Consider the following 24,935-nt stretch of genomic DNA (forward strand, 5'->3'; position numbering starts at 1 on the left):
CGGGCCTCGGCTCCGGCGATACGAGACGCGGAGCCTCCCCGAGAGGACCCCGGGGAGGCTCCGCGTCTCGTGCCGGAATCAGACCAGCGAGCGGAGCACGTACTGCAGGATCCCGCCGTTGCGGTAGTAGTCGGCCTCACCGGGCGTGTCGATGCGGACCTTCGCGTCGAACTCGATCGTCTCCTTGCCGGCGGGCGAGAACTCGCTCGGCTCGGCCGTGACGCGCACCGTCTTCGGCGTCACTCCCTCGTTGAGCTGCTCGAGACCCGTGATGGAGATGATCTCCGTGCCGTCCAGCCCCAGCGACTTCCAGCTCTCCCCCTCGGGGAACTGCAGCGGCACGACACCCATGCCGATCAGGTTGGAGCGGTGGATGCGCTCGAAGCTCTCGGTGATCACGGCCTTCACACCGAGCAGGTTCGTTCCCTTCGCCGCCCAGTCGCGCGACGAGCCCGAACCGTACTCCTTGCCTCCGAGGACGACGAGCGGGGTGCCCGCGGCCTGGTAGTTCATGCAGGCGTCGAAGATGTACGACTGCGGACCGCCGGGCTGCGTGAAGTCGCGGGTGTAGCCGCCCTCGACGATCTTGCCGTCGTTGACGGCGGCGACCAGCTCGTTCTTGAGGCGGATGTTCGCGAACGTGCCGCGGATCATGACCTCGTGGTTGCCGCGGCGCGAGCCGTAGGAGTTGAAGTCCTTCTGCGCGACACCGTGCTCGGTGAGGTACTGCGCGGCCGGCGTTCCCGCCTTGATGTTGCCGGCAGGGCTGATGTGGTCGGTCGTGACCGAGTCGCCGAGCGTCGCCATGACACGCGCGCCCGTGATGTCGGAGACCGGTGTCAGCTCCATCCGCATGCCGTCGAAGTACGGCGCCTTGCGGACGTAGGTGGAGTCGGCATCCCACTCGAACACGGGACCCGTCGGGGTCGGGAGGTTCCGCCAGCGCTCGTCACCGTCGAAGACGGTCGCGTACTGCGTGATGAACTGGTCGCGAGAGATCGAGGAGTCGATGATCTCCTGCACCTCGTCGGGTGCGGGCCAGATGTCCTTGAGGTACACCTTCTCGCCGTCGGCGCCGGTGCCCAGGGCATCCTTCTCGAAGTCGAAGTTCATCGATCCGGCGAGGGCGTAGGCCACGACCAGCGGCGGCGACGCCAGGTAGTTCATCTTCACGTCGGGGCTGATGCGTCCCTCGAAGTTGCGGTTGCCCGACAGCACGGCCGTGACCGCGAGGTCGTTGTCGTTGATCGCGGCGGAGACCTCTTCGATGAGCGGACCGGAGTTCCCGATGCAGATCGTGCATCCGTAGCCGACCGTGTAGAACCCGAGGCCTTCGAGGTCCTTGTCCAGGCCCGACTTCTCGTAGTAGTCGGTGACGACCTTCGAGCCCGGGCCGAGCGTGGTCTTGACCCACGGCTTCTGCTTCAGGCCCTTCTCGCGCGCCTTGCGCGCCAGGAGGCCCGCCGCGATCATCACGGAGGGGTTGGACGTGTTGGTGCACGAGGTGATCGCCGCGAGCGTCACCGCACCGTTGTCGAGGATGTACGGCGTGCCGTCGGCCGGGGTGACCTTCACGGGCTTCGACGCCGCCGCCGGGCCACCGCTCGAGATGAGGATCTCGCCGGTGTGGGTCTCCTCCTCGCCGGGCACCGGGCCCGGGTCGGAGGCCGGGAACGACTGGTCGGACTCCAGGTCGACGATCGAGTCGGACCCCGACGGCGTCGCGTAGTTGACGATGTCCTTCTCGAACTGCTCCTTGGCCTCGCTCAGCAGGATGCGGTCCTGCGGACGCTTCGGCCCGGCGATCGAGGGGACGACCGTTCCCAGGTCGAGCTCCATGTACTCGCTGTAGGAGGGCTCCACGGCCGGGTCGTGCCAGAGCTTCTGCTCCTTGGCATACGCCTCCACCAGCGCGACCGTCTGCTCGTCGCGGCCCGTGAGGCGCAGGTAGTCGAGCGTGACCTCGTCGATCGGGAAGATCGCCGCCGTCGAGCCGAACTCCGGGCTCATGTTGCCGATCGTGGCACGGTTGGCCAGCGGCACGGATGCGACGCCCGCGCCGTAGAACTCGACGAACTTTCCGACCACGCCGTGCTTGCGCAGCATGTCCGTGATCGTGAGGACCACGTCGGTCGCCGTGACACCGGCGGGGATCTCTCCCGTGAGCTTGAAGCCCACGACGCGCGGGATGAGCATGGAGACCGGCTGACCGAGCATGGCGGCCTCGGCCTCGATGCCGCCGACGCCCCAGCCGAGCACGCCGAGGCCGTTGACCATCGTCGTGTGCGAGTCGGTTCCCACGCAGGTGTCGGGGTAGGCGCGGAGCACGCCGTTGACCTGGCGGTCGTAGACCACCTTCGCGAGGTGCTCGATGTTGACCTGGTGGACGATGCCCGTCCCGGGCGGGACGACCTTGAAGTCGTCGAAGGCCGTCTGTCCCCAACGCAGGAACTGGTAGCGCTCGCCGTTGCGCTCGTACTCGATGTCGACGTTGCGCTCGAGCGCGTTCTCCGTGCCGAACAGGTCGGCGATCACCGAGTGGTCGATGACCATCTCGGCCGGCGACAGCGGGTTGATCTTGCTCGGGTCGCCGCCGAGCGCCGTCACGGCCTCGCGCATCGTGGCGAGGTCGACGATGCAGGGAACGCCGGTGAAGTCCTGCATCACCACGCGAGCGGGCGTGAACTGGATCTCGGTGTCCGGCTCGGCACTCGGGTTCCAGGAGCCGAGAGCCCGGATCTGCTCATCCGTGACGTTCGCGCCGTCCTCCGTCCGGAGCAGGTTCTCCAGCAGCACCTTGAGGCTGAAGGGCAGCTTCTCGTAGCCCTCCACCGCATCGATGCGGAAGATCTCGTAGTCGGTGCTGCCGACCGTCAGGGTGCTCTTGGCTCCGAAGCTGTCTACCGTCGACACGACCTTCTCCTTCGTGGGCGAGTAACGGGCTTCTCACCGGCCCGATGCCCCCATCATCCCCGGTCGCAACCGAGGCGGCTAGGAAGGGTGACCTTACCGCGGATGGGGTGCAATTTATCTCGATATCAAGATAAATGTATCACTCGGCGGGGCGCTCGGAGCGGGCATCGGGGGCCTTCGCCGCACGCGGGTAGAGCGCGCGCGCAGCGAGCCAGGTCACGGCCACGAGCGGCGCGAACAGCGGGAGGCCCATCGCGATCTTCAGGGCGCCCAGCAGCGCGACCGCGCCGGTGAAGTAGAGCGGGAGCTGGACGGCGAGCCGCAGCGCGAACAGCGCCGCCCAGGCGAGCGAGAGCAGCGTGAACACACGCCGCTTGCGGCGATCGCGCCGCCAGGCCGTCCCCTCGTTCATGAGCCAGCCCGCCGCCAGTCCGATCAGCGGCCACCCGATCACGGCGGAGACGAGGAAGGCGGTGCCGTAGGCGCCGTTGGTGAAGAATCCGAGGACGAAGTTGTCCTGGCCACGGCCCGTCCACAACGCCAGAGCCGCGGCTGCGGCCGTCGCGACCAGTCCGCCGAGGGCTGCGGTGACCGCGCTGCGCGTGACGAGCCGCACCACCGTGAACACCGCCGCGAGCCCGACCGACAGACCGAGCGAGAGCCACAGGTCTCCCTGCCCGGTCGCCGGGTCGAGGGTCACCGTGAAGACGATGACGAACACGAGGCTGGGGAGCACCGACTCGGCGACCCCGCGCCATCCGCCCATCGCGCGCCAGACGACGTGCCCGGTCGTCGCCCCCTCCGCGGGGTCGAGGCCCGCGCGCCGCGCCGCCGCGCCCAGCGCCTGCCCCAGCGCCTCGGAGGCGGCGGGCGGAGTGGTCGAAGGCCGGTCGTCGTCGCTCATGCCGAGCCCGGCGTCGCCGGCATCTTCAGCGGGATGAGGTCGCGCGGCGGCATGGGGGTCGTCCCCCGCACCACGACCAGGGAGCGGAAGAGGTCCTCCACCTCGGCGGCAGCGTCGACGTCTCCGGTGGCCGCGCCCCCGATCACACCGCGGAGGAACCAGCGCGGTCCGTCCACGCCCACGAAGCGGGCGAGCCGCATCCCGGACTCCTGGCCGGCCGTGACCGGCACCTCCGCGAGCAGCTCTCGCCCGAGCGGCCCGGTGCGCTCTTCGACACGACCGCCCTGCTGCCGCACCTGCTGCCGGATCTGCTCCCGCGTCTCGTCCCAGAGCCCGCTCGAACGCGGCGCCGCGAAGGCCTGCACCTGGAGCGTGGAGCCCGCGAGGTCGAGTCCGACGGCGACGATGCGCTTGGTCTGCTCCTCCACCTCGAGCCGGAGGTTCAGCCCCTCCCGCGGGAGGACCTTGATCGCGCCGAGGTCGATGTAGGGGCGGACCGGGTTCGCCTCGGAGTCGTCGAAGGGCCCAGCGGTGGCGCGGTCCTCCGGCGACGACTTCTCGGCGGGGGTGATGGATGCATCCGTCATGCCGTGATCCCTTCCTTCTGCGCGTAGCCGGTGGAGCCGAAACCGCCCTCGCCGCGAACGCTGTCCGGCAGCTCGTCGACCGGCACGAAGCGCACCGGCGGCACGGGCATCACGATCAGCTGGGCGATGCGGTCGCCCACGGCGATGTCGTAGGGCTCCGAGAGGTCGGTGTTCAGCAGCGCGACCTTGAGCTCGCCGCGGTAACCGGCATCGACGGTTCCCGGGCTGTTGAGGACCGTGATGCCGTGGCGCGCTGCCAGCCCGCTGCGGGGAACGACGAACGCCGCGTAGCCCTCGGGGAGGGCGATCCGCACCCCCGTGCCGACGAGCGCGCGGTGCCCGGGCTCGATCCGCACGGCCTCGGCCGACGTCAGATCGGCGCCGGCATCACCCGGGTGCGCGTAGACGGGGACGGCGGACGCGATAATGGGGATGTCCACGCTTTCGGTCACCCAACGAGGGTAATGCAGAAGATGTCCTCCAGTGCTTCCCCGTCCGACTACCGGGAGCGGCTCACGCCGTCGCTCTGGACGATCGTGGCGGCCGCCGTGTGCGCGCCCATGGCGATCCTCGTCTTCGTGCCCGCCGGCGCGGTGCTCGCGCTCGTCGTGGGCGTCCTGGTCGCCATCGCGATCGTGAGCCTGCTGCTGGGCCTCGCGCCCCGCGTCTCGGTGAGCGGCTCGACCCTGCGGGCCGGTCGGGCGCACATCGACGTCTCGTTCCTCGGAGAGCCGACCGCCCTCACCGGCGATGAGGCGCGGGCGCTGCGCGGTCCGGGGCTCCCCGTGCGGTCCTGGCACCTGCTGCGCGGCGGCATCGACGGGGTCGTGGTCGTTCCCGTCCTCGACTCGGACGACCCGACGCCGGCCTGGGTGATCTCCAGCCGGACACCGGACAGGCTCGCCGCCGCGGTCCGCCGCGCTCAGCTCAGGCTGCGCACTCCGAGCAGATAGGTCCGTAGGACTCCTCGTGGTCGAGCTGAGAGCGGTGCTTCACGAGGAAGCAGCTCACGCAGGTGAACTCGTCCTCCTGGGCAGGCAGCACGACGACGTCGAGCTCGAGGTCTGAGAGGTCCGCGCCGGGAAGCTCGAAGCCCGCAGGGTTGTCGGCGTCCTCGACGTCGACCGACCCTGAGAGCTTGTCGGGAACACGCTCCTTGAGCGCCTCGATCGACTCGCTGTCATCCTCGGTCTTGCGGGGGGCGTCGTAATCCGTGGCCATGCGTCCGTGTCTCTGCTTGCGGTGTGTGTGGTGCAGCCCGGCGAGCGGGCGGCGTTAGTTTGCACGAACCATCCGCATTTCGCAAATGCGGGTGCGGGTGCGGGATGCTCCGTGCCAGCGGGAAAACTCGCGGCGCGCGCCGGATATTCCCGGCGCACGGCCCGCGGTGTGTCAGCATGGGCGCACACGGCAGATCGGAGGCGTGTCTCGCATGGAACAGCTGAGAGTGATCGGCACCGAGGACGGCTCGTTGATCCTGGCCGACCAGGCCGGTGAACGGTACCGCATCCCGGTCGACGAGGTGCTGCGAGCGGAGTTGCGGCGTGCCCGCCGGGTCCCGCAGGAGGCGCCCGCCGCCAAGGCTCGCCCCAAGGACATCCAGGCACAGGTGCGCGCCGGCCTGTCCGCCGAGGAGGTCGCCGAGCTGCTCGGCGTCTCGGTCGACGACGTCCGCCGTTACGAGGCTCCCGTGCTGGCCGAACGCGAGTTCGTCGTCGGCCAGGCGCTCTCGGTGCCCGTGCTCACCTCGGCCGACTTCGTCGACGGACCGGCCACGAACTTCGGCACGGCCGTGCGCGCCAAGCTCGCCGAGGCCGGTGCGACCGCGGAGCGCTGGACGAGCTGGAAGGAGCAGACGGGCTGGATCGTGAAGCTGACGTTCGTCGTCGGCGACGTCGACCGCGACGCGCGATGGTCGTTCGACCCTCGTCGGAGCGTCCTGTCGCCCCTCAACGCCGACGCGACCCAGCTGTCGCGCCAGGGCTCGCTGCCCGAAGGTCTCATCCCCCGACTGCGCGCGCTCGACGTCCCCGGCATGAAGGACGACTCTCGCTTCGACAGCGGAGCGTTCGGCCCGCGGTCGTTGGCCGAGCAGCCCGGCGTCCCCACCAGCGCGGCTGTCCAGGACGCCGCCATCAAGCGCGCGCCGGAAGAGCTGGTGACATCCCCGGAGACGGCTGATCTCCTCGAGGCGCTTCGACGTCGGCGGGGTCAGCGATCCGCCGCACCGAACGGGGCCGAGGAGGAGCGGTCGGCCGCGCCCGTCGCGCTCTTCGACGCGCTCGAGGGCGACCCGGAGGCGAGTGCCGAGCCCGCCCCGCCCCGTGCGGAGCCCGCTGAGCCCGCCCCACGGCGCAAGGGCCGGACCTCTATGCCGTCGTGGGACGAGATCGTCTTCGGAGCCCGCGGCGACGAGGGCTGAGCCGGTTCAGCGCGCGAAGCCGCCCAAGCGGATGAGCGGCACGGTCGTCTCCTCGTCGGTGAGCGATCCGTGCTGCCCGACCATCCTGCGCGGCGCCGTGTCGGCCACGCGATCGTCGTAGTACGCGATGCGTGCCCGCGCGGCGACCAGCACATCGCCGATCCGGTCGCGCACCTCGGGGGCGACGACCGGGCCGAACAGGCCGGCGGCCACGGCCTCGTCACGGGTCAGCACCCACGAGCGATGCTGCTCGCCGAGCCACGCGGCGTGGACCTCGGACGCCGCGCCCGGCTGCGCATACAGGTGCAGCATCCGCGGCTCGCCGCCGACGGCGCTCACGGCATCGGTGAGGGGTCCCGCCCCGAACAGCACCTGGCGTTCGGACGGGACATCGACCATGCCGTGATCCGCCGTGAGGACCACGCCGACGTCCTTGCCGACGCGCTCGTGGAGACGGCGCGCGACCGCGTCGAGCTCCTCCAGCGCGTTCGCCCACCGCTCGGACTCGGCGCCGACGCGGTGGCCGACGACATCCAGTTCCGGCGCGTAGAGGTAGACGAGCGCTCCTGCGTGGGCGCGCGCCAGATGAGCGGCGAGCTCTGCGCGCTCGGCGAGCGACGCCACCCCATGGATCTCCGCGCCCCGCAGGGTCGCCCGCGTGAAGCCGCTGTCGCGGTACTCGGGCTTGGACACCACGAACACGGGCCGGCCCTCGTCCGCCGCCGTCTGCAGGATCGGCGCGGCGCGCTGCCAGGTGAGCGGGTCGAGGCCGCCGGTGTCCCAGCCCGTCAGCTGGTTCTCGACATCCCCCGTCTCGGGCACCCGCGCCCGATAGCCGACGACGCCGTGCTCGCCCGGCCAGACACCGGTCCACAGCGAGGTGAGCGCCGCCGCCGTCGTGCTGGGGAAGACCGTGGACGCCGTGTCGCGGCGGCCCATCGCGGCCCCCAGGAAGCGGGCATGCGCGCGCCGAGCGGCGAGATTGCGCGCACCGAGTCCATCGACCACGAACACGATCGCACTGCTCACGCGCGGGAACAGCCCGTCCTTCCCGTCGATCGCGGCCTGCACGATCGGGACGACGTCGGTGAGGCGCGGGGCCGTGACGGAGCGCGCCGGTAGGCTGAGTGACATCGGGGCAAGTCTGGCACAGGGCCGACTCGCCACCACCGACCCGAGGTACTGCTTGCCCATGACACCCCCGCGTTCCGACTCCCCCGTGCCCGAAGGTCGCATCGAGGACATCGACCTGTCCACGGAGATGCAGGGCTCGTTCCTGGAGTACGCGTACTCGGTGATCTACTCGCGGGCGCTTCCCGACGCCCGCGACGGGCTGAAGCCCGTGCAGCGGCGCATCCTCTACCAGATGGCCGACATGGGTCTGCGCCCGGACCGTGGCCATGTGAAGAGCGCGCGCGTCGTCGGCGAGGTGATGGGAAAGCTCCACCCGCACGGCGACGCCCCGATCTACGACGCGCTCGTGCGGCTCGCGCAGCCGTTCTCGCTCCGGGTTCCGCTCGTGGACGGGCACGGCAACTTCGGCTCGCTCGACGACGGCCCCGCCGCCCCCCGCTACACCGAGGCGCGCCTCGCCCCGCCCGCGCTCGCGCTCACGGAGAACCTCGACGAGGACGTCGTCGACTTCATCCCGAACTACGACGGCCAGTTCCTGCAGCCTGAGGTGCTGCCGGCCGCCTTCCCCAACCTCCTCGTCAACGGCACGACCGGTATCGCGGTCGGCATGGCCACGAACATGGCGCCGCACAACCTGATCGAGGTCGTGGCGGCCGCCACCCACCTCCTTGAGCACCCCGAGGCGACGCTCGAGGAGCTCATGGAGTTCGTGCCCGGGCCCGATCTGCCCTCGGGCGGGATCATCGTGAGCCTGGACGGCATCAAGGACGCCTATGCGACCGGGCGCGGCTCGTTCCGTACGCGGGCGAAGACCTCGATCGAGCAGCTCGCGCCGCGTAAGACCGGCATCGTGGTCACCGAGCTGCCGTATCTGGTCGGGCCGGAACGCGTGATCGAGAAGATCAAGGACGCGGTCACGGCCAAGAAGCTGACGGGCATCTCCGACGTCACGGACCTGACCGATCGCCGCAACGGCCTTCGGCTGGTCATCGGGATCAAGACCGGGTTCGACCCGCAGGCCGTGCTGGAGCAGCTGTACCGGCTCACCCCGCTCGAGGACTCGTTCGGCATCAACAACGTGGCGCTGGTCGGCGGTCAACCGCGGACGCTCGGGCTGCGCGACCTGCTGCAGGTGTACCTCGATCACCGCATCGAGGTCGTGACACGACGAAGCCGCTATCGCCTGGGACGCCGCCGAGAGCGGCTCCACCTCGTCGAGGGACTGCTCATCGCGATCCTCGACATCGACGAGGTCATCCAGGTCATCCGCACCTCCGATGACGCCGAGCAGGCGCGTGGACGGCTGATGGACGTCTTCGACCTGTCCGAGCAGCAGTCCGAGTACATCCTGGAGCTCCGGCTGCGCCGGCTCACGAAGTTCTCCCGGATCGAGCTGGAGGCCGAGCGCGACGCGCTGCAGGCAGAGATCGCCGCCCTCGAGGAGCTGCTCGCCAGCGACGTCCTGCTGCGCGCGCAGGTCGCCCGCGAGCTGGACGCCGCCGCCGAGGCATACGGCACTCCGCGCCGCACCCTGCTGCTGGATGGCGGGCCGGTCGCCTCGCGGTCGTCCCGGGGTCCCGCCGCGGCCGACCTGCAGCTCGCCGACGATCCCTGTCGTGTGTACCTCACCGCGACCGGACGCATGGTGCGCACCGTGCTGCGGCCCGACGAGGCGGCCGGCGGGGTCGTCCCCCCGGCACGCCGCTCCAAGCACGATGCGATCCGCTCCTCGGTCGACACGACCGTGCGCGGCGAGCTCGGCGCGATCACGACGGCCGGCCGCATCGTACGACTCACCCCGGCGGACCTGCCGGCGGTCCCCGCCAACGCCGTGCAGCCCGCGGCGGGCACGCGAGCCGACCAGTACCTCGGCCTGTCGGGCAACGAGCACGTGGTCGCTCTGGTGCCGCTCGCGGCGGAACCGCCGATCGCGCTCGGCACGGCGCAGGGCGTCGTCAAGCGGGTGTCGGCCGCCGAGATCGCCAACAAGTCCGACGCCGAGCTCATCTCGCTCAAGCCCGGAGACCGCGTCGTCGGGGCCGCCCCCGCCCCCGACGGCACGGAGCTGGTCTTCGTCGCCAACGATGCGCAGCTCCTGCGTTTCGACGCGACGGCGGTGCGCCCGCAGGGTCGAACCGCCGCGGGCATGGCGGGGATCAAGCTCGCCGCCGGAGCCACGGTGGTCTTCTTCGGCGCGGTGGATGCCGAGACCGACCCGGTCGTCGTCACGATCGCCGGGTCCTCCCAGGCACTCGTCGGCGCCGACACCGGCAGCGGAAAGGTGTCCGCGTTCGCGGAGTTCCCGCCGAAGGGCCGTGCGACCGGCGGCGTCCGTGCGCAACGGTTCCTGAAGGGCGAGGACCTGCTCACGCTCGCGTGGGTCGGCGCAGAGCCGCGCGCAGTCGGCGCGGACGGCGCCGCTCGCACCCTGCCGCCGGCTGGAGCCAAGCGCGACGCATCCGGCCAGCCTCTCGACGCCGTGATCGGCGCCGTCGGCACCGCGATCGCCTGACCCCCACCCCGGCCCCACTACCCGCGAGACCAGTCCCGCGCGCCGAGACCGGCGAGAAACCCGCCGGTCTCAGCGTCGCGGACTGGTCTCGCGGTCAGGCGGGGGTCAGGCGTCGATGCGCTCGCGCGCCAGGCGGTCGCTCGAGGTGACGATGAAATCGCGCCGGGGGGCGACCTCGTTGCCCATCAGCAGCTCGAACACGGACGCGGCCGCCTCCGCGTCCGTCATCTGCACGCGGCGCAGCGTACGGCCCGCACGATCCATCGTCGTGACGGCGAGCTGTTCGGCGTCCATCTCGCCGAGACCCTTGTACCGCTGGACCGGCTCCTGCCACTTCTTGCCGGACTTGGACAGCCGGCTCAGCAGCTGATGCAGCTCCTGCTCGCTGTAGGTGTAGATCGTCTCGTTGGGCTTGGAACCGGGGTTGATGACCACCACACGGTGCAACGGCGGCACCGCGGCATACACCCGCCCCGCGTCGATGAGGGGGCGCATGTACCGGAAGAAGAGGGTCAGCAGGAGCGTGCGGATGTGCGCGCCGTCGACGTCCGCGTCGCTCATGAGGATGATCTTGCCGTAGCGGGCGGCATCGAGATCGAACGAGCGCCCCGAGCCCGCACCGACGACCTGGATGATCGAGGCGCACTCGGCGTTGGACAGCATGTCGCTGATCGAGGCCTTCTGCACGTTGAGGATCTTGCCGCGGATCGGCAGCAGCGCCTGGTACTCGCTGTTGCGGGCGAGCTTGGCCGTTCCGAGAGCCGAGTCCCCCTCGACGATGAACAGCTCCGAGTCAGCCACGTCGTTCGAGCGGCAATCGACGAGCTTCGCGGGGAGCGACGACGACTCGAGCGCATTCTTGCGCCGCTGGGTCTCCTTGTGCGTGCGCGCCGAGATGCGCGCCTTCATCTCCGAGACGACCTTCTCGAGCAGCTGTCCGGTCTGGGCCTTGTCGTCCCGCTTGGGCGACGCGAACTTCGCGGCGAGCTCGCTCCCGACGACGGACGCGACGATCTGTCGCACGGCGGGCGTGCCCAGGACCTCCTTCGTCTGTCCCTCGAACTGCGGCTCCGGCAGCCGCACGGTCAGCACCGCCGTGAGACCGGCGAGGATGTCGTCCTTCTCGAGCTTGTCGTTGCCGACCTTGAGCCGACGGGCGTTCTGCTCGACCTGCGTGCGCAGGACCTTCATGAGCCCCTGCTCGAACCCCTGCTGGTGCGTGCCGCCCTTGGGCGTCGCGATGATGTTGACGAACGAGCGGGTCGTCGTGTCGTAGCCGGTCCCCCAGCGCAGCGCGATGTCGACCTGGCACTCGCGCTGCACCTCCGTCGGGACCATCGCGCCGGATGCCTGGAGCACGGGGACCGTCTCGGTGAACGTGCCGGAGCCGGTGAGCCGCCAGATGTCGGTGACGGCCGCATCGGGCGCGAGGAACTCGGCGAACTCGGAGATGCCTCCGTCGAAGCGGTACTCGGACTCGACGGGCTCGTCGCCGCGGTCGTCCCGGACCACGATCTGCAGCCCGGGGACGAGGAACGCGGTCTGCCGTACCCGCTGCACGAGCTCGTCGGACGTGAAGGCGGCATCCTTCGTGAAGATCTGGCGGTCCGCCCAGTAGCGGATGCGGGTGCCCGTCGATCCCTTCGCCGCCTTTCCGACGACCCGCAGCTCGCTGCGGTCCCGGAACGGGGTGAACGGCGCGTCCGGACGTGGCTCCCCCGCATCGGCGAACAGTCCCGGCTCGCCGTGACGGAACGACATGGCCCAGGTCTTGCCGCCGCGGTCGACCTCGACGTCGAGGCGCTCGGAGAGCGCGTTCACGACCGAGGCGCCCACGCCGTGGAGTCCGCCGGAGGCGGCGTAGGAGCCGCCGCCGAACTTGCCGCCGGCATGGAGCTTGGTGAACACGACCTCGACGCCGGACAGCCCGGTCCGCGGCTCGATGTCGACGGGGATGCCGCGGGCACGGTCTCGGACCTCGACGCTGCCGTCGCGGTGCAGCACCACGTCGATGCGCGAGCCGTGTCCGGCCAGCGCCTCGTCGACGCTGTTGTCGATGATCTCCCACAGACAGTGCATCAGGCCGCGGGAATCGGTCGAGCCGATGTACATGCCCGGCCGCTTCCGGACCGCCTCGAGCCCCTCCAGAACCTGCAGATGATGGGCGGAATACTCGGCGGTCACAATCGTCAAGCGTATCTGCGGCGCCCCGCCCGACCCTGCACAGACACGGGGCGCAGGGGTCGCGCTACGCGCACAGCGAAATGTGACCTCCTCGCGGCATTCTCGAAACCTGGCCGTGGTTGTATGTCGTGACACCACGCACCTCGTGCATCTCGAAGGAGGCCCCGACATGAACATGACTTCGGCACCCGACGATCAGGCCGTCCTCGAACACCGTCTGACCGCCGCGGACCGGTGCGACTCCTGCGGCGCGCAGGCGTACATCGCCGCGGAGGTGAACGGCAGCGAACTGCTGTTCTGCGCTCACCACGGACGCAAGTACGAGGAGAAGCTTCGCGCCGTCGCCACGAGCTGGCACGACGAGACGTCGCGTCTCATCGACGCCCCCTGAGGCGCACACGACGCGAGAAGGCCGCACGAGCAATCGTGCGGCCTTCTTCGGTTGGCGTCAGACGGTGCGGACGATGCCGAGCGGCGTGGACTCGTGTCCCTGGCCGAGCGGGTTGTCGCGCAGGATGCCGACCAGCCGGCGCTCGGCGGCACGGTCCATCGTCGACCCGAGGATGTTGCCGCCCAGGTCGTTGATGTCGACGATGGCGACCTGGACGCCCGCGGGAAGGAGCTCCTGCAGGTGCCGGGCGACCTCACGCGGCCGCTGAGGACCCAGCACGACCGCCTCGTTGTAGGGCGGGATCGTCCCGCTCGTGGGACCGTCGATCGCCCGCGCCTTGTCTCCGGCGACGCGGTAGAAGTCGCCTTTGCGTCCGAAGAGCTTCGTCACGGCCGACACGGCTGCGGCGAGCAGGATGCGGGGCGTGCCGCACTCGCGCAACGCCATCTCCATGGTCTCCGGCATTCCGAGCCCGATGCCGTGCGGGGTCCGGACGACGAAACGGGACAGGAAGTGCGCGAGCCTTCTCGGGCGGATCGAGCTGACCGGGAACGACCGGCCCTGCGTGATGGCGACGATCTTCTCGGTCACGAACAGGATGTCGCCCGGCGCGACGACCGAGCCGGCGTACTCGAGGACGAAGGGGTCGAGCTCATCGCCCGGCATGACGACGCGCGTGCGCAGCGGGATCCGCTGATACGTGACGCCCTCGTACTGGACGGTGAGCGCCTTGCCCTCGTTCGGAATCGCGTCGGAGCTCACTCGAGGTAGTCCCGCAGAGACTGCGACCGCGAGGGGTGGCGCAGCTTGGCCATCGTCTTCGACTCGATCTGACGGATCCGCTCGCGCGTGACGCCGAACGTGTCGCCGATCTGGTCGAGCGTCTTGGGCTGACCGTCACCGAGGCCGAACCGCATCCGGATCACCCCGGCCTCCCGCTCGCTGAGCGAGTCGAGCAGCGACTCGAGCTGGCGCTGCAGCATCGTGAAGCCGACCGCGTCCGCCGGGACCACGGCCTCGGTGTCCTCGATGAGATCGCCGAACTCGCTGTCGCCGTCCTCGCCGAGCGGGGTGTGCAGCGAGATCGGCTCGCGGCCGTACTTCTGCACCTCGATGACCTTCTCGGGGGTCATGTCCAGCTCGCGGCTGAGCTCCTCCGGCGTGGGCTCGCGGCCCAGGTCCTGGAGCATCTGGCGCTGCACGCGGGCCAGCTTGTTGATGACCTCGACCATGTGCACGGGGATGCGGATGGTGCGCGCCTGGTCGGCCATGGCGCGTGTGATCGCCTGACGGATCCACCACGTCGCGTACGTCGAGAACTTGAAGCCCTTGGTGTAGTCGAACTTCTCGACGGCGCGGATGAGGCCGAGGTTGCCCTCCTGGATGAGGTCGAGGAACTGCATCCCGCGGCCCGTGTAGCGCTTGGCCAGCGAGACCACGAGGCGGAGGTTGGCCCCGAGCAGGTGGCTCTTGGCGCGCTGACCGTCGCGAGCGACCCACTGCAGGTCGAGCCCGAGCTGGTTCGACTTCTCGGCCGCCGACATCTTCGACAGCTTCTCCTCGGCGAACAGGCCCGCCTCGATCCGCATCGCGAGCTCGACCTCTTCGGCCGCGTTCAGCAGCGGGACCTTGCCGATCTGCTTCAGATAGTCCTTGACCGGGTCGGCGGTCGCACCCGTGATCTGAGTGGAGTAGACCGGGACGTCGTCCTCGTCGCTCGACGAGATGACGATCGCGCCGCTGGGCAGCGGATCGGTGAACGCCGGCTTCTTGGTCGCGCTCTCGTCGTCGTCGTCCTCGTCGTCGGCCGCGGTCTTGCTCGCGTCGCTCGACTTCGCGGCGTCCTCGGTGTCGTCGTCCGCGGCATCCGCCGCGTCGTCGACATCCGTGTCATCGAGCTCGACGTCGTCGTCGAACTCCTCCTCTTCTGCTGCGTTCTTGGCCTTCTTCGCCGGAGCCGCCTTGGTGCGGGCGGCGCGCTTGGCGGGCGCCTTCTTCGGGGCCACCGTCTCCTCGGCCGAGTCGGCCTCGGTCGCGGTGCGCGAGCGGTTTTCGGTCTTCGTGCTCGGAGTCACGTTTCGCCTTTCACCGGGGTGGGGTTGCCGCGGTCGATCTCGGACACTAGTAAGACCCTTGTCAAGCCCGCCGCGAAGGTCGCGGCGGAGTGACAACGGGTCGGTCCTCTATTGTCGCACACACGGCACGGGCGATCTTTCGCCTCGCTCACAGGACAACGTCCGGGCCCGACCGGGCATTCCCCGGGGCCATACCGCCGCGCTCGTCGTCAGGCGAGCGGGCCGTGCTCGTCACCGCCCGGGCGGTTCGCGAGGAAGCGCTCAAGCTCCGCGGCGAGCTCGTCCGCGCTCGGCAGATCGGCCTCGTGCAGCAGCGGGCTGGCGTGCGTGGCACCGGCCATGTAGGCGTCGTAGCGCTCCTCGAGTCCCTGCAGCATCCGGCCGAGCTCCTCGCTCGCGGCGATCTGCTCGGCGACCTTGCCCAGGAACTCCTCGTTGTCATCGCGCAGACCGTCGACGTCGAACACGAGACCCGTCGCGGCGGTGATGCTGTCGAGCGCCGCGATCGCGGCGGCCGGATACTCGGTGTCGCCGAGATAGTGCGGGATCAGCAGCACGAAGCCGGCGACGGACACGCCGTCCTCGGCGAGCCGGTACTCGAGGAGGTGCCCGGCTGTGGCCGGCACCTGGGTGTGCGGCTTCCACACCGAGTGGGCCTCGGTGAGCGCGGCGCGGGTGCCCGACACGGTCGCGCCGATCGGACGCGTGTGCGGCACCGGCATCCCGATCGCGTGGACCCACGTGACCGAGAGGACGCCGGCGGCCTCGACGAACGCGCGCACGCTTCGCACGAACGCGTCCCAGGCGAAGTCGGGCTCGTAGCCAGCCAGAAGCAGGAAGGGGTGGCCGAGGGTGTCGCGGGCGAGCGACAGCTCCAGCCGCGGCGGCCGGTAGTCGGTCAGGTGGTCCTGGTCGAAGGACACGATGGGCCGACGTGCGCGGTAGTCGAGGAGCACGTCGTTGTGGTACCGGCGGACGAGCTGGTGCTCCAGTCCGTCACGCAGGTACTCGACCGTCTGCGCGACGGCGCCGCCGGCGTCGGTGAATCCGGTGAGCAGCACGACCAGCGGCAGCGCTGCCGGGATCTCGGGCGCGGAATCCGCGGGTTCGAACACCGGGAGGTCGAAGGGCATGCATCCCATGCTACGAGCACCCGGCGCGACGGGCTCCGCCCGCCGCGCGCTGCCTAGGATGGGGGGATGCCGTATCCCGCGCTGTCCGTGTCCGATTCCGACCTGCGCGAGGCGGTCGCCGACGCCGCATTGCTCGTCGTGCCGCCTCCGTCCGACCCGTTCTTCGACACCGAGGACCGTGGTCCGATCGCCGAGACTCTCCGGCGCATCGGGTTCTCGGGTGCCCCGGGCGCATTCGCCCGTGTCGACCTCCCCGCGGTCTTCGACGGTCCGCTGGCCGTCGTCGGCACCGGCGGCGACCCGGATGCGGCGGCCCTCCGCCTCGCGGCGGGCGCCGGCATCCGCCAGCTCACCGGCTTCTCGCGCATCGCCGTCAGCGCGCCTGCCGCGGGTGCGGGCTCGGCCGCCGCCCTCCTGGAGGGCGCTGCTCTCGGCGGCTATCGCTTCGCCGGCTACAAGAGCGCTCCGGCGGCCGAGCGCGCCGCCGAGGTCGTGCTGCTGGACGCCGCCGCCACCGCGTCCGACGTCGCGGATGCGACCGCCGTCGCCGCCGCCGTCGCGCTCGTGAAGGACCTGGTGTCGGTCCCGGCCGAGTGGCTCAGCCCCGCCGACCTGGCCGCACGCGCCGCGGCGGAGGTCGACGATCTGCCCGTCACGGTCACGATCCTCGACGAGACCGAGCTCGCGGAGCAGGGCTTCGGCGGCATCCTGGGCGTCGGTCAGGGCTCGGATCGTCCGCCCCGCTTCGTTCGGCTCGACTACAAGCCCGAGGGGGCGACGCGCCACGTCGCGCTGGTCGGCAAGGGCATCACGTTCGACACCGGGGGCCTCTCGCTGAAGCCTGCCGCCTCGATGGTCGGGATGAAGTACGACATGTGCGGCGCCGCGGTGGCGCTCGCGGTGCTGCGTGCGGTGGCCCAGCTGGGGCTGCCCGTCGCCACGAGCGCCTACCTGTGCGTGGCCGACAACATGCCCTCGGGCCGCGCGACGCGTCCGGGCGACGTGCTGCGCATGCTCGACGGCACGACGGTGGAGGTGTTGAACACGGATGCCGAGGGTCGCCTCGTGCTGGCGGACGGCCTCGTCGCCGCGAGCCGCGACAACCCCGACCTGATCGTCGACATCGCGACGCTGACGGGCGCCATCACGGTCGCGCTGGGCACACGCCACACGGGCGTCATGGGAGACGATGAGGCGACCGCCGCCTACCTCGACGCCGCCGCCAAGGCGGGCGAGCCGGCCTGGCGCCTGCCTCTCCCGGCGCACATGGAGGACGAGCTCGACTCCCCCATCGCCGACCTGCAGAACGCGAAGATCGGCGACCCCGCGGGCGGATCGCTGTTCGCGGGCCTGTTCCTGCGCCGCTTCGTCGGGCGCACGGGCGGCGACGACTCGCCGCGCATCCCGTGGGTCCACCTCGACATCGCCGGCGTCGGCATGAACAAGGGCGCACCGTACGGGTTCACCGACAAGGGCCCCACGGGCGCGACCGTGCGCTCGCTCATCGAGCTCGTGCGGGGACAGGCCTGACGTGGCGACCGCGGATGTCGTCGTCATCGGCGGCGGCAGCGCCGGCTACGCCGCGGCGCTCCGCGCCTCCGAGCTCGGCCGCTCCGTCGTCGTCGTCGAGCGGGATCGACTGGGAGGCACGTGCCTGCATCGCGGCTGCGTGCCGACCAAGGCGCTGCTGCACGTCGCCGACGTGGCGGACGTCGTCGCGGGTGCCGCGGCCGTGGGCGTGCAGGCGGGGCTCGGCGGGATCGATCCGGACGCGATGCACGCCTTCCGGCGCCGGATCGTCGAGGCCAAGCACAAGGGGCTGACGGGCCTCGTCGCCGCGCGCGGGATCACCGTCGTCCACGGCGAAGGGCGCCTCGACGGGCCCGGCCGCGTCGTCGTCGGCACCGACGTGATCGAGGCGAAGGACGTCGTGCTCGCTCTGGGCGCCCGCACCCGCCCCCTGCCGGGCGTCGAGTTCGGCGATCGCGTGCTCTCGAGCGACACGGCGCTCGAGCTCGCCGAGATCCCGGACCGCGTGATCGTGCTCGGCGGCGGGGTGATCGGCGTGGAGTTCGCGAGCCTCTGGCGCTCGCTCGGGGCGGAGGTGACCATCGTCGAGGCGCTGCCGAGCCTCGTCCCGAACGAAGACGAGTCACTGCGCAAGGGCCTCGAGCGCGCCTTCCGCAAACGGGGCATCGGCTTCCGCACGGGCGTGCGCGTGACCTCCGTCGCCCCGTCCGCGGACGATGTGACGGTCACGCTCGAGGACGGCTCCGACCTCGTCGCGGACCGCGTGCTCGTGGCGATCGGGCGGGTGCCGGCGTCCGACGGCTGGGATGAGGCGGGCATCGCACTGGACCGCGGCTTCGTCGTCGTCGACGATCGCCTGCGCACCTCGGTGCCGCACGTGTGGGCCGTCGGCGATCTCGTGGCGGGTCCGCAGCTGGCGCACCGCGGCTTCCAGCACGGCATCTTCGTGGCCGAGCAGATCGCCGGGCTCTCCCCCATCCCGGTCCCGGACCACACGATCCCCCGCATCACGTACTCGCACCCCGAGCTCGCCGCCGTCGGGCTCACCCGCGCGCAGGCGGAGGAGCGATACGGCGCCGCGGCGATCGCGGTCGCCGACTACAACCTCGCCGGCAATGCGCGCAGCGAGATCCTCGGGACGTCCGGCTCGGTGCGGGTCGTCCGGCGCGTCGACGGGCCGGTCGTCGGCGTGCACCTGATCGGCGACCGTGTCGGCGAGTTGATCAGCGAAGCACAGCTGATCGTCGGATGGGATGCCCACCCGGAAGACGTCGCGCCGTTCGTGCATGCGCACCCCACGCAGAGCGAGGCTCTCGGCGAGGCCATGCTCGCTCTGGCGGGCAAGCCGCTTCACGCGCTGTGACGCGGCGCACATCACTAAGCTAAGTCGTACACCGCATTCAGAAGGAGTAGATGCCATGAGCACTTCCGTGGTCCTCCCCGCTCTCGGAGAGAGCGTGACCGAGGGAACGGTCACCCGCTGGCTGAAGAACGTCGGCGATACCGTCGAGGTCGATGAGGGCCTGCTCGAGATCTCGACCGACAAGGTCGACACCGAGATCCCCTCCCCGGTCAGCGGTGTGATCGAGGAGATCCTGGTCCAGGAGGACGAGACGGTCGAGGTCGGCGCGATCCTCGCGAAGATCGGTGACGGCTCGGGCGCCGCCTCCGCCCCCGAGGCGCCCGCTGCCGCGGCGCCGGCGGCGCAGACCACCCGCCCCCGCCGCGGAGGCGCCGGCCGCTCCGGAGCCCGCCGCCGAACAGCCCGCGCCCTCGGCCGCGGCGGGCGAGGGCCGTGAGGTCGTCCTGCCTGAGCTCGGCGAGAGCGTGACCGAGGGCACCGTGACCCGGTGGCTCAAGCAGGTCGGCGACGACGTCGCGGTGGACGAGCCGCTGCTGGAGATCTCCACCGACAAGGTCGACACCGAGATCCCGTCGCCGGTCGCCGGCGTCCTGCAGCAGATCCTCGTCCAGGAGGACGAGACGGTCGCCGTGGGCGCGCCGCTCGCGCGCATCGGGGACGGGGCTGCGCCCGCCGCGGTCGCCGCGCCCGAGGCGCCCTCGACCGAGAAGCCCGTCGAGGTCGCCGAGGCCGAGGCCGCCGCACCGGCACCCGCCGCACCGGCACCCGCTCCCGCCACGGCACCCGCGGCTCCCGCCGCGGCCGAGGACGACGGCCCCACCTATGTGACCCCGCTCGTGCGCCGCCTGGCTCAGCAGCAGGGCGTCGACCTCGCGACCGTGACCGGCTCGGGCGTGGGAGGCCGCATCCGCAAGGAGGACGTGCTCAAGGCCGCCGAGGCGGCATCCGCCGCTCCTGCCGCTGCGACGCCGGCTGCGCCCGCAGCCGCTCCGGCGCTCGAGGTCTCGCCGCTGCGTGGCACGACCCAGCCGATGTCGCGCCTGCGGAAGGTTCTCGCCGAGCGTGCCGTCGCCTCGATGCAGGCGACCGCCCAGCTGACGACGGTCGTCAAGGTCGACGTCACCAAGGTGGCGGCGTACCGCGCGAAGGTGCAGCCCGACTTCGTCGCGAAGACGGGCGGCAAGCTCTCCTTCCTGCCGTTCTTCGTGCTCGCCGCATCCGAGGCTCTGCAGGCCTACCCCGTGATCAACGCGACGGTCGACGGCACGGACATCGTCTACCCGCCCACCGAGAACGTCTCGATCGCCGTCGACACGGAGCGCGGACTGCTCACCCCCGTGCTGCGTGACGCCGGCTCCAAGTCGCTCGCCCAGATCTCGACCGAGATCGCGGACCTCGCCGCCCGCACGCGCGACAACAAGCTGAAGCCCGACGAGCTCGCCGGCGGCACCTTCACCGTGACGAACACGGGCTCCCGCGGCGCGCTGTTCGACACCCCCGTCGTGTTCCTGCCGCAGTCCGCGATCCTGGGAACGGGTGCCGTGGTCAAGGAGCCGGGTGTCGTGTCCGTCGACGGCGTCGATGCGATCGCGGTGCGCTCCTACGTGTACCTCGCGCTCTCGTACGATCACCGGATCGTCGACGGTGCGGACGCCGCCCGGTTCCTCGGCGCCGTCAAGGCGCGTCTCGAGGCGGCCGACTTCGCGGGGTCGCTCGGCATCTGAGCCCCTCCTCATGGCTGGTCCGCGGCGTCGTAGACGTCACGGACCAGCCATGAGTCGTTTCGCGCCACCATGACGATCAGCTGCGACGGACGGCCCTCGGCCTCGGCGCGGACGACCGCGATGCCGCCGAGATCGTCCACGAGCGTCAGCGTCGCCTGAGGCGCCGTCGCCGCGCCGTCCTCGGGGACGACGGTGGCGGGATCTTCGAGCACCTCCGCCCGGCAGCGGGCGTCGCCGCATGAGCTCAGTCGCTCGCTGAGCTCACGCGCGGCGTCCACCGGCTCCGGCAGCCCACCCGTGTCCCCGGTCGCCGTGGTGGCCGACGGAGGCGCCGAGTACGTCCCATCCGTGGGCACGGCCGCGCTCGGCGGGTCGCCGGGCTCCGGCCAGCCGAGGCCCACGGCGATCACGACGAGAGCGATCGCTCCGGCGGCGATGACGACGGGCGCGCGGCGACCGCGCAGACGGGCGGCCGTGCGGCGCAGCGACGTCGCGGCGTCCGACACCGCCGACGCGAGCGGACCGTCGAGCGCCCGCAACACCGGGACCGCGAGTCCCGGTGCGGGCTCGGTGCGCCGACGTCTGCGCATGGCGTCCTGGTCGGCCGACGCCGCGGTGATCGGCGCGGGCGTCGCCGTGCGGAAGAGCCGTTCCTCCCACTGCGCGGTCGCGACGGCATCGAGCTCTTCGGGCCGCGCCAACTCCTCCGCGAGCTCCGCGAACACATCGGACGCTCCCGGCCCCGCGAGGGCGCGGAGGAGCTCGACGGCGGCGGATGCGGCGTCTTCCCCGTCGCGCACCGGCACGAACACCGGGGCTCCGCCCTCCGCGAGCCACCACTGCCCGCACGCATGACCGCCCGCCTCGCCGAGCCCGCGGACGATGCTCACCGCGAGCGTCACGGCCGCTCCCGCACTCCGCGGGGCCGGCGCCAGTGGGCGCGACAGCGCGGGGAGGAGAGCGAGATGGCCCTCGACCGTGCGGAAGATCTCGCTCGGGCGGGCGACGTGCTCCGCGGGCGGACCGAACGCCGCGTCCGAGAGCTCGTCGAGCTCGACCAGCAGCGCCGGCCCGGCAGCCGTCCGGACGAGGCCGGCCGGCCAGGGCGCCGCGGGCGGCCCGACGCGGCGGAGGATCTCCGGCGTCCCCGCCGTGAGCGGATCCGTTGTCTCGGTCATGGCAGCAGGATCCCTCCGAGGGCGTGACATGCCGACCGCCGTGGGCGGCATCCGTGGAGGACCGGGCCGCCCGGCACCCCTGGGGAGGAGAGGATGCGGCCGCGCCGGTAGGCTGGAACCCATGGCCCGCAGTTCCGCACCCGAGAAGCGTCCTGGCTTCTTCTCGCAGATCAAGACCCTCTTCCGCTTCACCCGTGAGGCGTACCCGTGGCTGCCGTGGCTTCTCGCCGGCATCCTCGTCGTCGGCATCGGGCTCGGCGTGCTGGTCGGCTTCCTGCTGCCGGGCGCCGCCGTGTGGACCATCGTCCTCTGGGGCGTGACGGGCCTGCTGTTCGGCGCGCTCGGCGCCATGGTGACGATGACCCGCCTGTCGACGACGGCGATGTACAAGAAGATCGACGGCATGCCGGGAGCCGCCGGACACGTGCTCTCGACCTCGCTCGGCCGGAGCTGGCAGGCCAGCGAGATGCCGGTCGGCGTGAACCCGCGCACGCAGGAGGCCGTCTACCGCGCGATCGGGCGCGGCGGGGTCGTCGTGGTCGGCGAAGGGGCGCGAGGCCGGCTCACGCGGCTCGTGGCCGACGAGCGCGCCAAGGTGCAGCGTGTCGCCTCAGGCGTCCCGGTCACCGTGATCTACGTCGGACACGGCGAGGACGAGGTTCCCATCGCGCAGCTGGCGAAGGCGATCAAGGGGCTGCCCAAGAAGGTCGACCGCACGACCATGGCGGCCGTCGTCAAGAGGATCGACTCGGTGTCGCAGTCGCTGTCGTCGCTGCCCATCCCCAAGGGGGTCGACCCGACCAAGGTCCGCGCTCCGCGACCCCGCTGACCCGCGTCAGCCGCGGAGGAGGACGGTTCCGGCGGCCTTGTCGTGCAGGCCTCGCTGATCGGGGTCCCAGATGACCGCCGGGATCACCAGGGCGAGCAGGATGGTCCGCACGACCGGGCGCCAGAGGCCGACCCAGGCGCCGTCGAGCCGGACGAGCCGGAGACCGACCAGGCGGTGTCCCGGGCTTCCGCCCAGCAGGGGCAGGAAGACGATCTGGACCACGGCGAACACCACCGTCGTGGCGATGCTGTCCCACGAGAAGAACGCGATCGAGATCACCGTCGCACATGCCCAGTCGATCACCAGGCCGGCGATGCGGCGGCCGACGCGGCCCACGCTGCCGGGACCCGTCTCGGGGAGGCCGAGGCGTTCGCCGGGGTAGCTGTTCTCGACCGGCGCCTCGGGCATGCCTCCACCCTAAACCGCGCCGTGTAACATGCCGGAAACATAAGAGACACCGCCGGGCAACGCCTTCCCGATAGCGTCTCCCCCAGGCCGCCCCGCGGGCGGACATCCCGAATGCCCTATCTCTGGAGAGCCTCCATGTTCAGTGATTCATCAGAGGTGCTTGCGTTCATCAAGGACGAGGACGTCAAGTTCCTCGACATCCGTTTCACGGACCTCCCTGGTGTGCAGCAGCACTTCAACATCCCCGCCAGCACCGTCGACGAAGAGTTCTTCACCGTCGGCCAGCTGTTCGACGGCTCCTCCATCCGGGGCTTCGCCAACATCCACGAGTCCGACATGCAGCTGATCCCGGACGTCACGACGGCGTTCGTGGACCCGTTCCGCGAGGCGAAGACGCTCGTCATGCTCTTCGACATCTACAACCCGCGCACGGGCGAGATCTACCACAAGGACCCGCGTCAGGTCGCCAAGAAGGCCGAGAAGTACCTCGCCTCGACCGGCATCGCCGACACCGCGTTCTTCGCCCCCGAGGCCGAGTTCTACATCTTCGACGACGTCCGCTACGAGGTGAAGCAGAACCAGTCGTTCTACTTCGTCGACTCCGAAGAGGGCGCGTGGAACACCGGCCGCGTCGAAGAGGGCGGCAACCTCGCGAACAAGACCCCGTACAAGGGCGGCTACTTCCCCGTCTCGCCGGTCGACAAGACCGCCGACCTGCGCGATGACATCTCCCTCAAGCTCATCGAGTCGGGCCTCGAGCTCGAGCGCGCGCACCACGAGGTGGGCACCGGCGGCCAGCAGGAGATCAACTACAAGTTCGACACGATGGTCCACGCCGCGGACGACATCCTGAAGTTCAAGTACATCGTCAAGAACGTGGCGGAGCAGTGGGGCAAGGTCGCGACCTTCATGCCGAAGCCGCTGTTCGGCGACAACGGCTCGGGCATGCACACCCACCAGTCGCTCTGGCTCGACGGCAAGCCGCTGTTCTACGACGAGAAGGGCTACGCTCAGCTCTCCGACACGGCGCGCTGGTACATCGGCGGTCTGCTCGCCCACGCCCCGGCCGTGCTCGCGTTCACGAACCCGACGCTGAACTCCTACAAGCGCCTGGTGAAGGGCTACGAGGCCCCCGTCAACCTCGTCTACTCGGCCGGCAACCGCTCGGCGGCCATCCGCATCCCGATCACCGGCTCGAACCCGAAGGCCAAGCGCCTCGAGTTCCGCGCTCCCGACTCGTCGGGCAACCCGTACCTCGCCTTCGCGGCGCAGCTGATGGCCGGCATCGACGGCATCATCAACCGCATCGAGCCGCACGAGCCGGTCGACAAGGACCTCTACGAGCTGCCGCCCGAGGAGGCCAAGAACATCCCGCAGGTGCCGAACTCGCTCCTCGACTCGCTCGAGGCGCTCCGTGCGGACCACGAGTTCCTCACCCGCGGCAACGTGTTCACGCCCGAGCTGATCGAGACCTGGATCGAGTACAAGATCGAGAACGAGATCCAGCCGATCAACGCCCGTCCTCACCCGTTCGAGTACGAGCTGTACTTCGGCGTCTGAGCGCAGCGAACGAGAAGAGCCCGTCGGCATCATGCCGGCGGGCTCTTCTCATGGGCGTTTCCTCACGCGTGGGGGCATCGGCATCCCT

20 protein-coding genes and 1 pseudogene are annotated in these 24,935 nt (G+C 70.7%); 9 read left to right on the plus strand and 12 right to left on the minus strand.

Annotation, left to right across the window (positions count from 1 at the left end; translation table 11 throughout):
• Window positions 1–78: 78 nt before the first annotated feature.
• The 4 genes from QE381_RS03540 to dut all read right to left on the minus strand — a co-directional run bounded on the left by QE381_RS03540 (window position 79) and on the right by dut (window position 4,856).
• The gene (locus QE381_RS03540; RefSeq protein ID WP_307215560.1) at window positions 79–2,913 is read right to left on the minus strand and encodes an aconitate hydratase; all 2,835 of its coding nucleotides are present in this window, start codon (window positions 2,911–2,913) and stop codon (window positions 79–81) included.
• A 139-nt stretch (window positions 2,914–3,052) separates the two neighbouring features.
• Window positions 3,053–3,817 (minus strand): DUF3159 domain-containing protein, encoded by a 765-nt coding sequence (locus QE381_RS03545; RefSeq protein ID WP_307215561.1) that lies wholly within the window; start codon window positions 3,815–3,817, stop codon window positions 3,053–3,055.
• Window positions 3,814–4,404 carry a DUF3710 domain-containing protein gene (locus QE381_RS03550; RefSeq protein WP_307215563.1) on the minus strand — a complete coding sequence of 197 codons (591 nt, stop codon included), beginning with the start codon at window positions 4,402–4,404 and terminating at the stop codon, window positions 3,814–3,816. The genes QE381_RS03545 and QE381_RS03550 overlap by 4 nt, the downstream gene beginning before the upstream one ends.
• Window positions 4,401–4,856, minus strand: coding sequence for a dUTP diphosphatase (dut, locus tag QE381_RS03555; RefSeq protein WP_307215565.1), 456 nt, complete (start codon window positions 4,854–4,856; stop codon window positions 4,401–4,403). Before dut ends, QE381_RS03550 begins: the two co-directional genes overlap by 4 nt.
• 21 nt (window positions 4,857–4,877) lie before the next feature.
• Here dut and QE381_RS03560 point away from each other — a divergent pair, with 21 nt between their 5' ends.
• Window positions 4,878–5,357: a DUF3093 domain-containing protein gene (locus QE381_RS03560; protein WP_307215567.1), complete on the plus strand. Its 480-nt coding sequence runs from the start codon at window positions 4,878–4,880 to the stop codon at window positions 5,355–5,357.
• Here the strand turns inward: QE381_RS03560 and QE381_RS03565 are convergent.
• Window positions 5,332–5,625: a DUF4193 domain-containing protein gene (locus QE381_RS03565; protein ID WP_307215570.1), complete on the minus strand. Its 294-nt coding sequence runs from the start codon at window positions 5,623–5,625 to the stop codon at window positions 5,332–5,334. The two genes, QE381_RS03560 and QE381_RS03565, sit on opposite strands and share 26 nt — an antisense overlap.
• A 211-nt stretch (window positions 5,626–5,836) precedes the next feature.
• On the opposite strand from QE381_RS03565, the gene sepH reads away from it, so the two are divergent.
• Window positions 5,837–6,826, plus strand: coding sequence for a septation protein SepH (sepH, locus tag QE381_RS03570; protein WP_307215572.1), 990 nt, complete (start codon window positions 5,837–5,839; stop codon window positions 6,824–6,826).
• Between the two features lie 6 nt (window positions 6,827–6,832).
• Here the strand turns inward: sepH and QE381_RS03575 are convergent, their stop codons facing one another.
• The gene (locus QE381_RS03575; protein ID WP_307215573.1) at window positions 6,833–7,960 is read right to left on the minus strand and encodes an alkaline phosphatase family protein; all 1,128 of its coding nucleotides are present in this window, start codon (window positions 7,958–7,960) and stop codon (window positions 6,833–6,835) included.
• Between the two features lie 58 nt (window positions 7,961–8,018).
• Between QE381_RS03575 and QE381_RS03580 the strand changes: the two genes are divergently transcribed.
• Window positions 8,019–10,472 (plus strand): DNA topoisomerase (ATP-hydrolyzing) subunit A, encoded by a 2,454-nt coding sequence (locus QE381_RS03580; RefSeq protein ID WP_307215575.1) that lies wholly within the window; start codon window positions 8,019–8,021, stop codon window positions 10,470–10,472.
• Between the two features lie 105 nt (window positions 10,473–10,577).
• On the opposite strand, the gene QE381_RS03585 is transcribed toward QE381_RS03580, so the two are convergent.
• Window positions 10,578–12,656, minus strand: coding sequence for a type IIA DNA topoisomerase subunit B (locus QE381_RS03585; protein WP_373426907.1), 2,079 nt, complete (start codon window positions 12,654–12,656; stop codon window positions 10,578–10,580).
• Between the two features lie 169 nt (window positions 12,657–12,825).
• Between QE381_RS03585 and QE381_RS03590 the strand changes: the two genes are divergently transcribed.
• Window positions 12,826–13,047, plus strand: a complete 222-nt coding sequence (locus QE381_RS03590; RefSeq protein ID WP_307215577.1) for a hypothetical protein — start codon at window positions 12,826–12,828, stop codon at window positions 13,045–13,047.
• 57 nt (window positions 13,048–13,104) lie between these two features.
• On the opposite strand, the gene QE381_RS03595 is transcribed toward QE381_RS03590, so the two are convergent.
• The 3 genes from QE381_RS03595 to QE381_RS03605 form a co-directional block, all read right to left on the minus strand.
• Window positions 13,105–13,809 carry a coenzyme F420-0:L-glutamate ligase gene (locus QE381_RS03595; protein ID WP_307215579.1) on the minus strand — a complete coding sequence of 235 codons (705 nt, stop codon included), beginning with the start codon at window positions 13,807–13,809 and terminating at the stop codon, window positions 13,105–13,107.
• Window positions 13,806–15,122 carry an RNA polymerase sigma factor gene (locus QE381_RS03600; protein ID WP_307215580.1) on the minus strand — a complete coding sequence of 439 codons (1,317 nt, stop codon included), beginning with the start codon at window positions 15,120–15,122 and terminating at the stop codon, window positions 13,806–13,808. The genes QE381_RS03595 and QE381_RS03600 overlap by 4 nt, the downstream gene beginning before the upstream one ends.
• Before the next feature lie 209 nt (window positions 15,123–15,331).
• Window positions 15,332–16,255 (minus strand): proteasome assembly chaperone family protein, encoded by a 924-nt coding sequence (locus QE381_RS03605; RefSeq protein WP_307215582.1) that lies wholly within the window; start codon window positions 16,253–16,255, stop codon window positions 15,332–15,334.
• 66 nt (window positions 16,256–16,321) lie between these two features.
• On the opposite strand from QE381_RS03605, the gene QE381_RS03610 reads away from it, so the two are divergent.
• The 3 genes and pseudogenes from QE381_RS03610 (at window position 16,322) to sucB (ending at window position 20,872) form a co-directional block, all read left to right on the plus strand.
• Window positions 16,322–17,785 carry a leucyl aminopeptidase gene (locus tag QE381_RS03610; RefSeq protein WP_307215583.1) on the plus strand — a complete coding sequence of 488 codons (1,464 nt, stop codon included), beginning with the start codon at window positions 16,322–16,324 and terminating at the stop codon, window positions 17,783–17,785.
• A gap of 1 nt (window position 17,786) precedes the next feature.
• Window positions 17,787–19,148, plus strand: coding sequence for a dihydrolipoyl dehydrogenase (lpdA, locus tag QE381_RS03615; RefSeq protein ID WP_307215584.1), 1,362 nt, complete (start codon window positions 17,787–17,789; stop codon window positions 19,146–19,148).
• A gap of 55 nt (window positions 19,149–19,203) precedes the next feature.
• Window positions 19,204–20,872 (plus strand): annotated as a pseudogene (gene sucB / locus QE381_RS03620) (2-oxoglutarate dehydrogenase, E2 component, dihydrolipoamide succinyltransferase).
• Between the two features lie 8 nt (window positions 20,873–20,880).
• Here sucB and QE381_RS03625 read toward each other — a convergent pair.
• Complete coding sequence (locus QE381_RS03625) at window positions 20,881–22,050, minus strand: hypothetical protein (protein ID WP_307215586.1); 1,170 nt, start codon at window positions 22,048–22,050, stop codon at window positions 20,881–20,883.
• Window positions 22,051–22,171: 121 nt separating this feature from the next.
• On the opposite strand from QE381_RS03625, the gene QE381_RS03630 reads away from it, so the two are divergent.
• Complete coding sequence (locus QE381_RS03630; protein WP_307215588.1) at window positions 22,172–22,879, plus strand: DUF4191 family protein; 708 nt, start codon at window positions 22,172–22,174, stop codon at window positions 22,877–22,879.
• A gap of 6 nt (window positions 22,880–22,885) precedes the next feature.
• On the opposite strand, the gene QE381_RS03635 is transcribed toward QE381_RS03630, so the two are convergent.
• Window positions 22,886–23,287: an RDD family protein gene (locus tag QE381_RS03635; RefSeq protein WP_307215590.1), complete on the minus strand. Its 402-nt coding sequence runs from the start codon at window positions 23,285–23,287 to the stop codon at window positions 22,886–22,888.
• 135 nt (window positions 23,288–23,422) lie between these two features.
• Between QE381_RS03635 and glnA the strand changes: the two genes are divergently transcribed.
• A complete protein-coding gene (glnA, locus tag QE381_RS03640) occupies window positions 23,423–24,847 on the plus strand; it encodes a type I glutamate--ammonia ligase (RefSeq protein WP_307215591.1) in 1,425 nt (474 codons plus the stop codon).
• The last annotated feature ends 88 nt before the right edge of the window (window positions 24,848–24,935 follow it).

Origin of the sequence: Microbacterium sp. SORGH_AS_0888 (assembly GCF_030818905.1) — a bacterium.
GTDB lineage: Bacteria > Actinomycetota > Actinomycetes > Actinomycetales > Microbacteriaceae > Microbacterium.

Coding starts and splice junctions, on each gene's coding strand:
- QE381_RS03545 (WP_307215561.1), bottom strand. CDS start 3,817: ATGAGCGACGACGACCGGCCTTCGACCACTCCGCCCGCCGCCTCCGAG.
- QE381_RS03550 (WP_307215563.1), bottom strand. CDS start 4,404: ATGACGGATGCATCCATCACCCCCGCCGAGAAGTCGTCGCCGGAGGAC.
- QE381_RS03560 (WP_307215567.1), top strand. CDS start 4,878: ATGTCCTCCAGTGCTTCCCCGTCCGACTACCGGGAGCGGCTCACGCCG.
- QE381_RS03565 (WP_307215570.1), bottom strand. CDS start 5,625: ATGGCCACGGATTACGACGCCCCCCGCAAGACCGAGGATGACAGCGAG.
- sepH (WP_307215572.1), top strand. CDS start 5,837: ATGGAACAGCTGAGAGTGATCGGCACCGAGGACGGCTCGTTGATCCTG.
- QE381_RS03575 (WP_307215573.1), bottom strand. CDS start 7,960: ATGTCACTCAGCCTACCGGCGCGCTCCGTCACGGCCCCGCGCCTCACC.
- QE381_RS03580 (WP_307215575.1), top strand. CDS start 8,019: ATGACACCCCCGCGTTCCGACTCCCCCGTGCCCGAAGGTCGCATCGAG.
- QE381_RS03590 (WP_307215577.1), top strand. CDS start 12,826: ATGAACATGACTTCGGCACCCGACGATCAGGCCGTCCTCGAACACCGT.
- QE381_RS03605 (WP_307215582.1), bottom strand. CDS start 16,255: ATGCCCTTCGACCTCCCGGTGTTCGAACCCGCGGATTCCGCGCCCGAG.
- QE381_RS03610 (WP_307215583.1), top strand. CDS start 16,322: ATGCCGTATCCCGCGCTGTCCGTGTCCGATTCCGACCTGCGCGAGGCG.
- QE381_RS03625 (WP_307215586.1), bottom strand. CDS start 22,050: ATGACCGAGACAACGGATCCGCTCACGGCGGGGACGCCGGAGATCCTC.
- QE381_RS03630 (WP_307215588.1), top strand. CDS start 22,172: ATGGCCCGCAGTTCCGCACCCGAGAAGCGTCCTGGCTTCTTCTCGCAG.
- QE381_RS03635 (WP_307215590.1), bottom strand. CDS start 23,287: ATGCCCGAGGCGCCGGTCGAGAACAGCTACCCCGGCGAACGCCTCGGC.
- glnA (WP_307215591.1), top strand. CDS start 23,423: ATGTTCAGTGATTCATCAGAGGTGCTTGCGTTCATCAAGGACGAGGAC.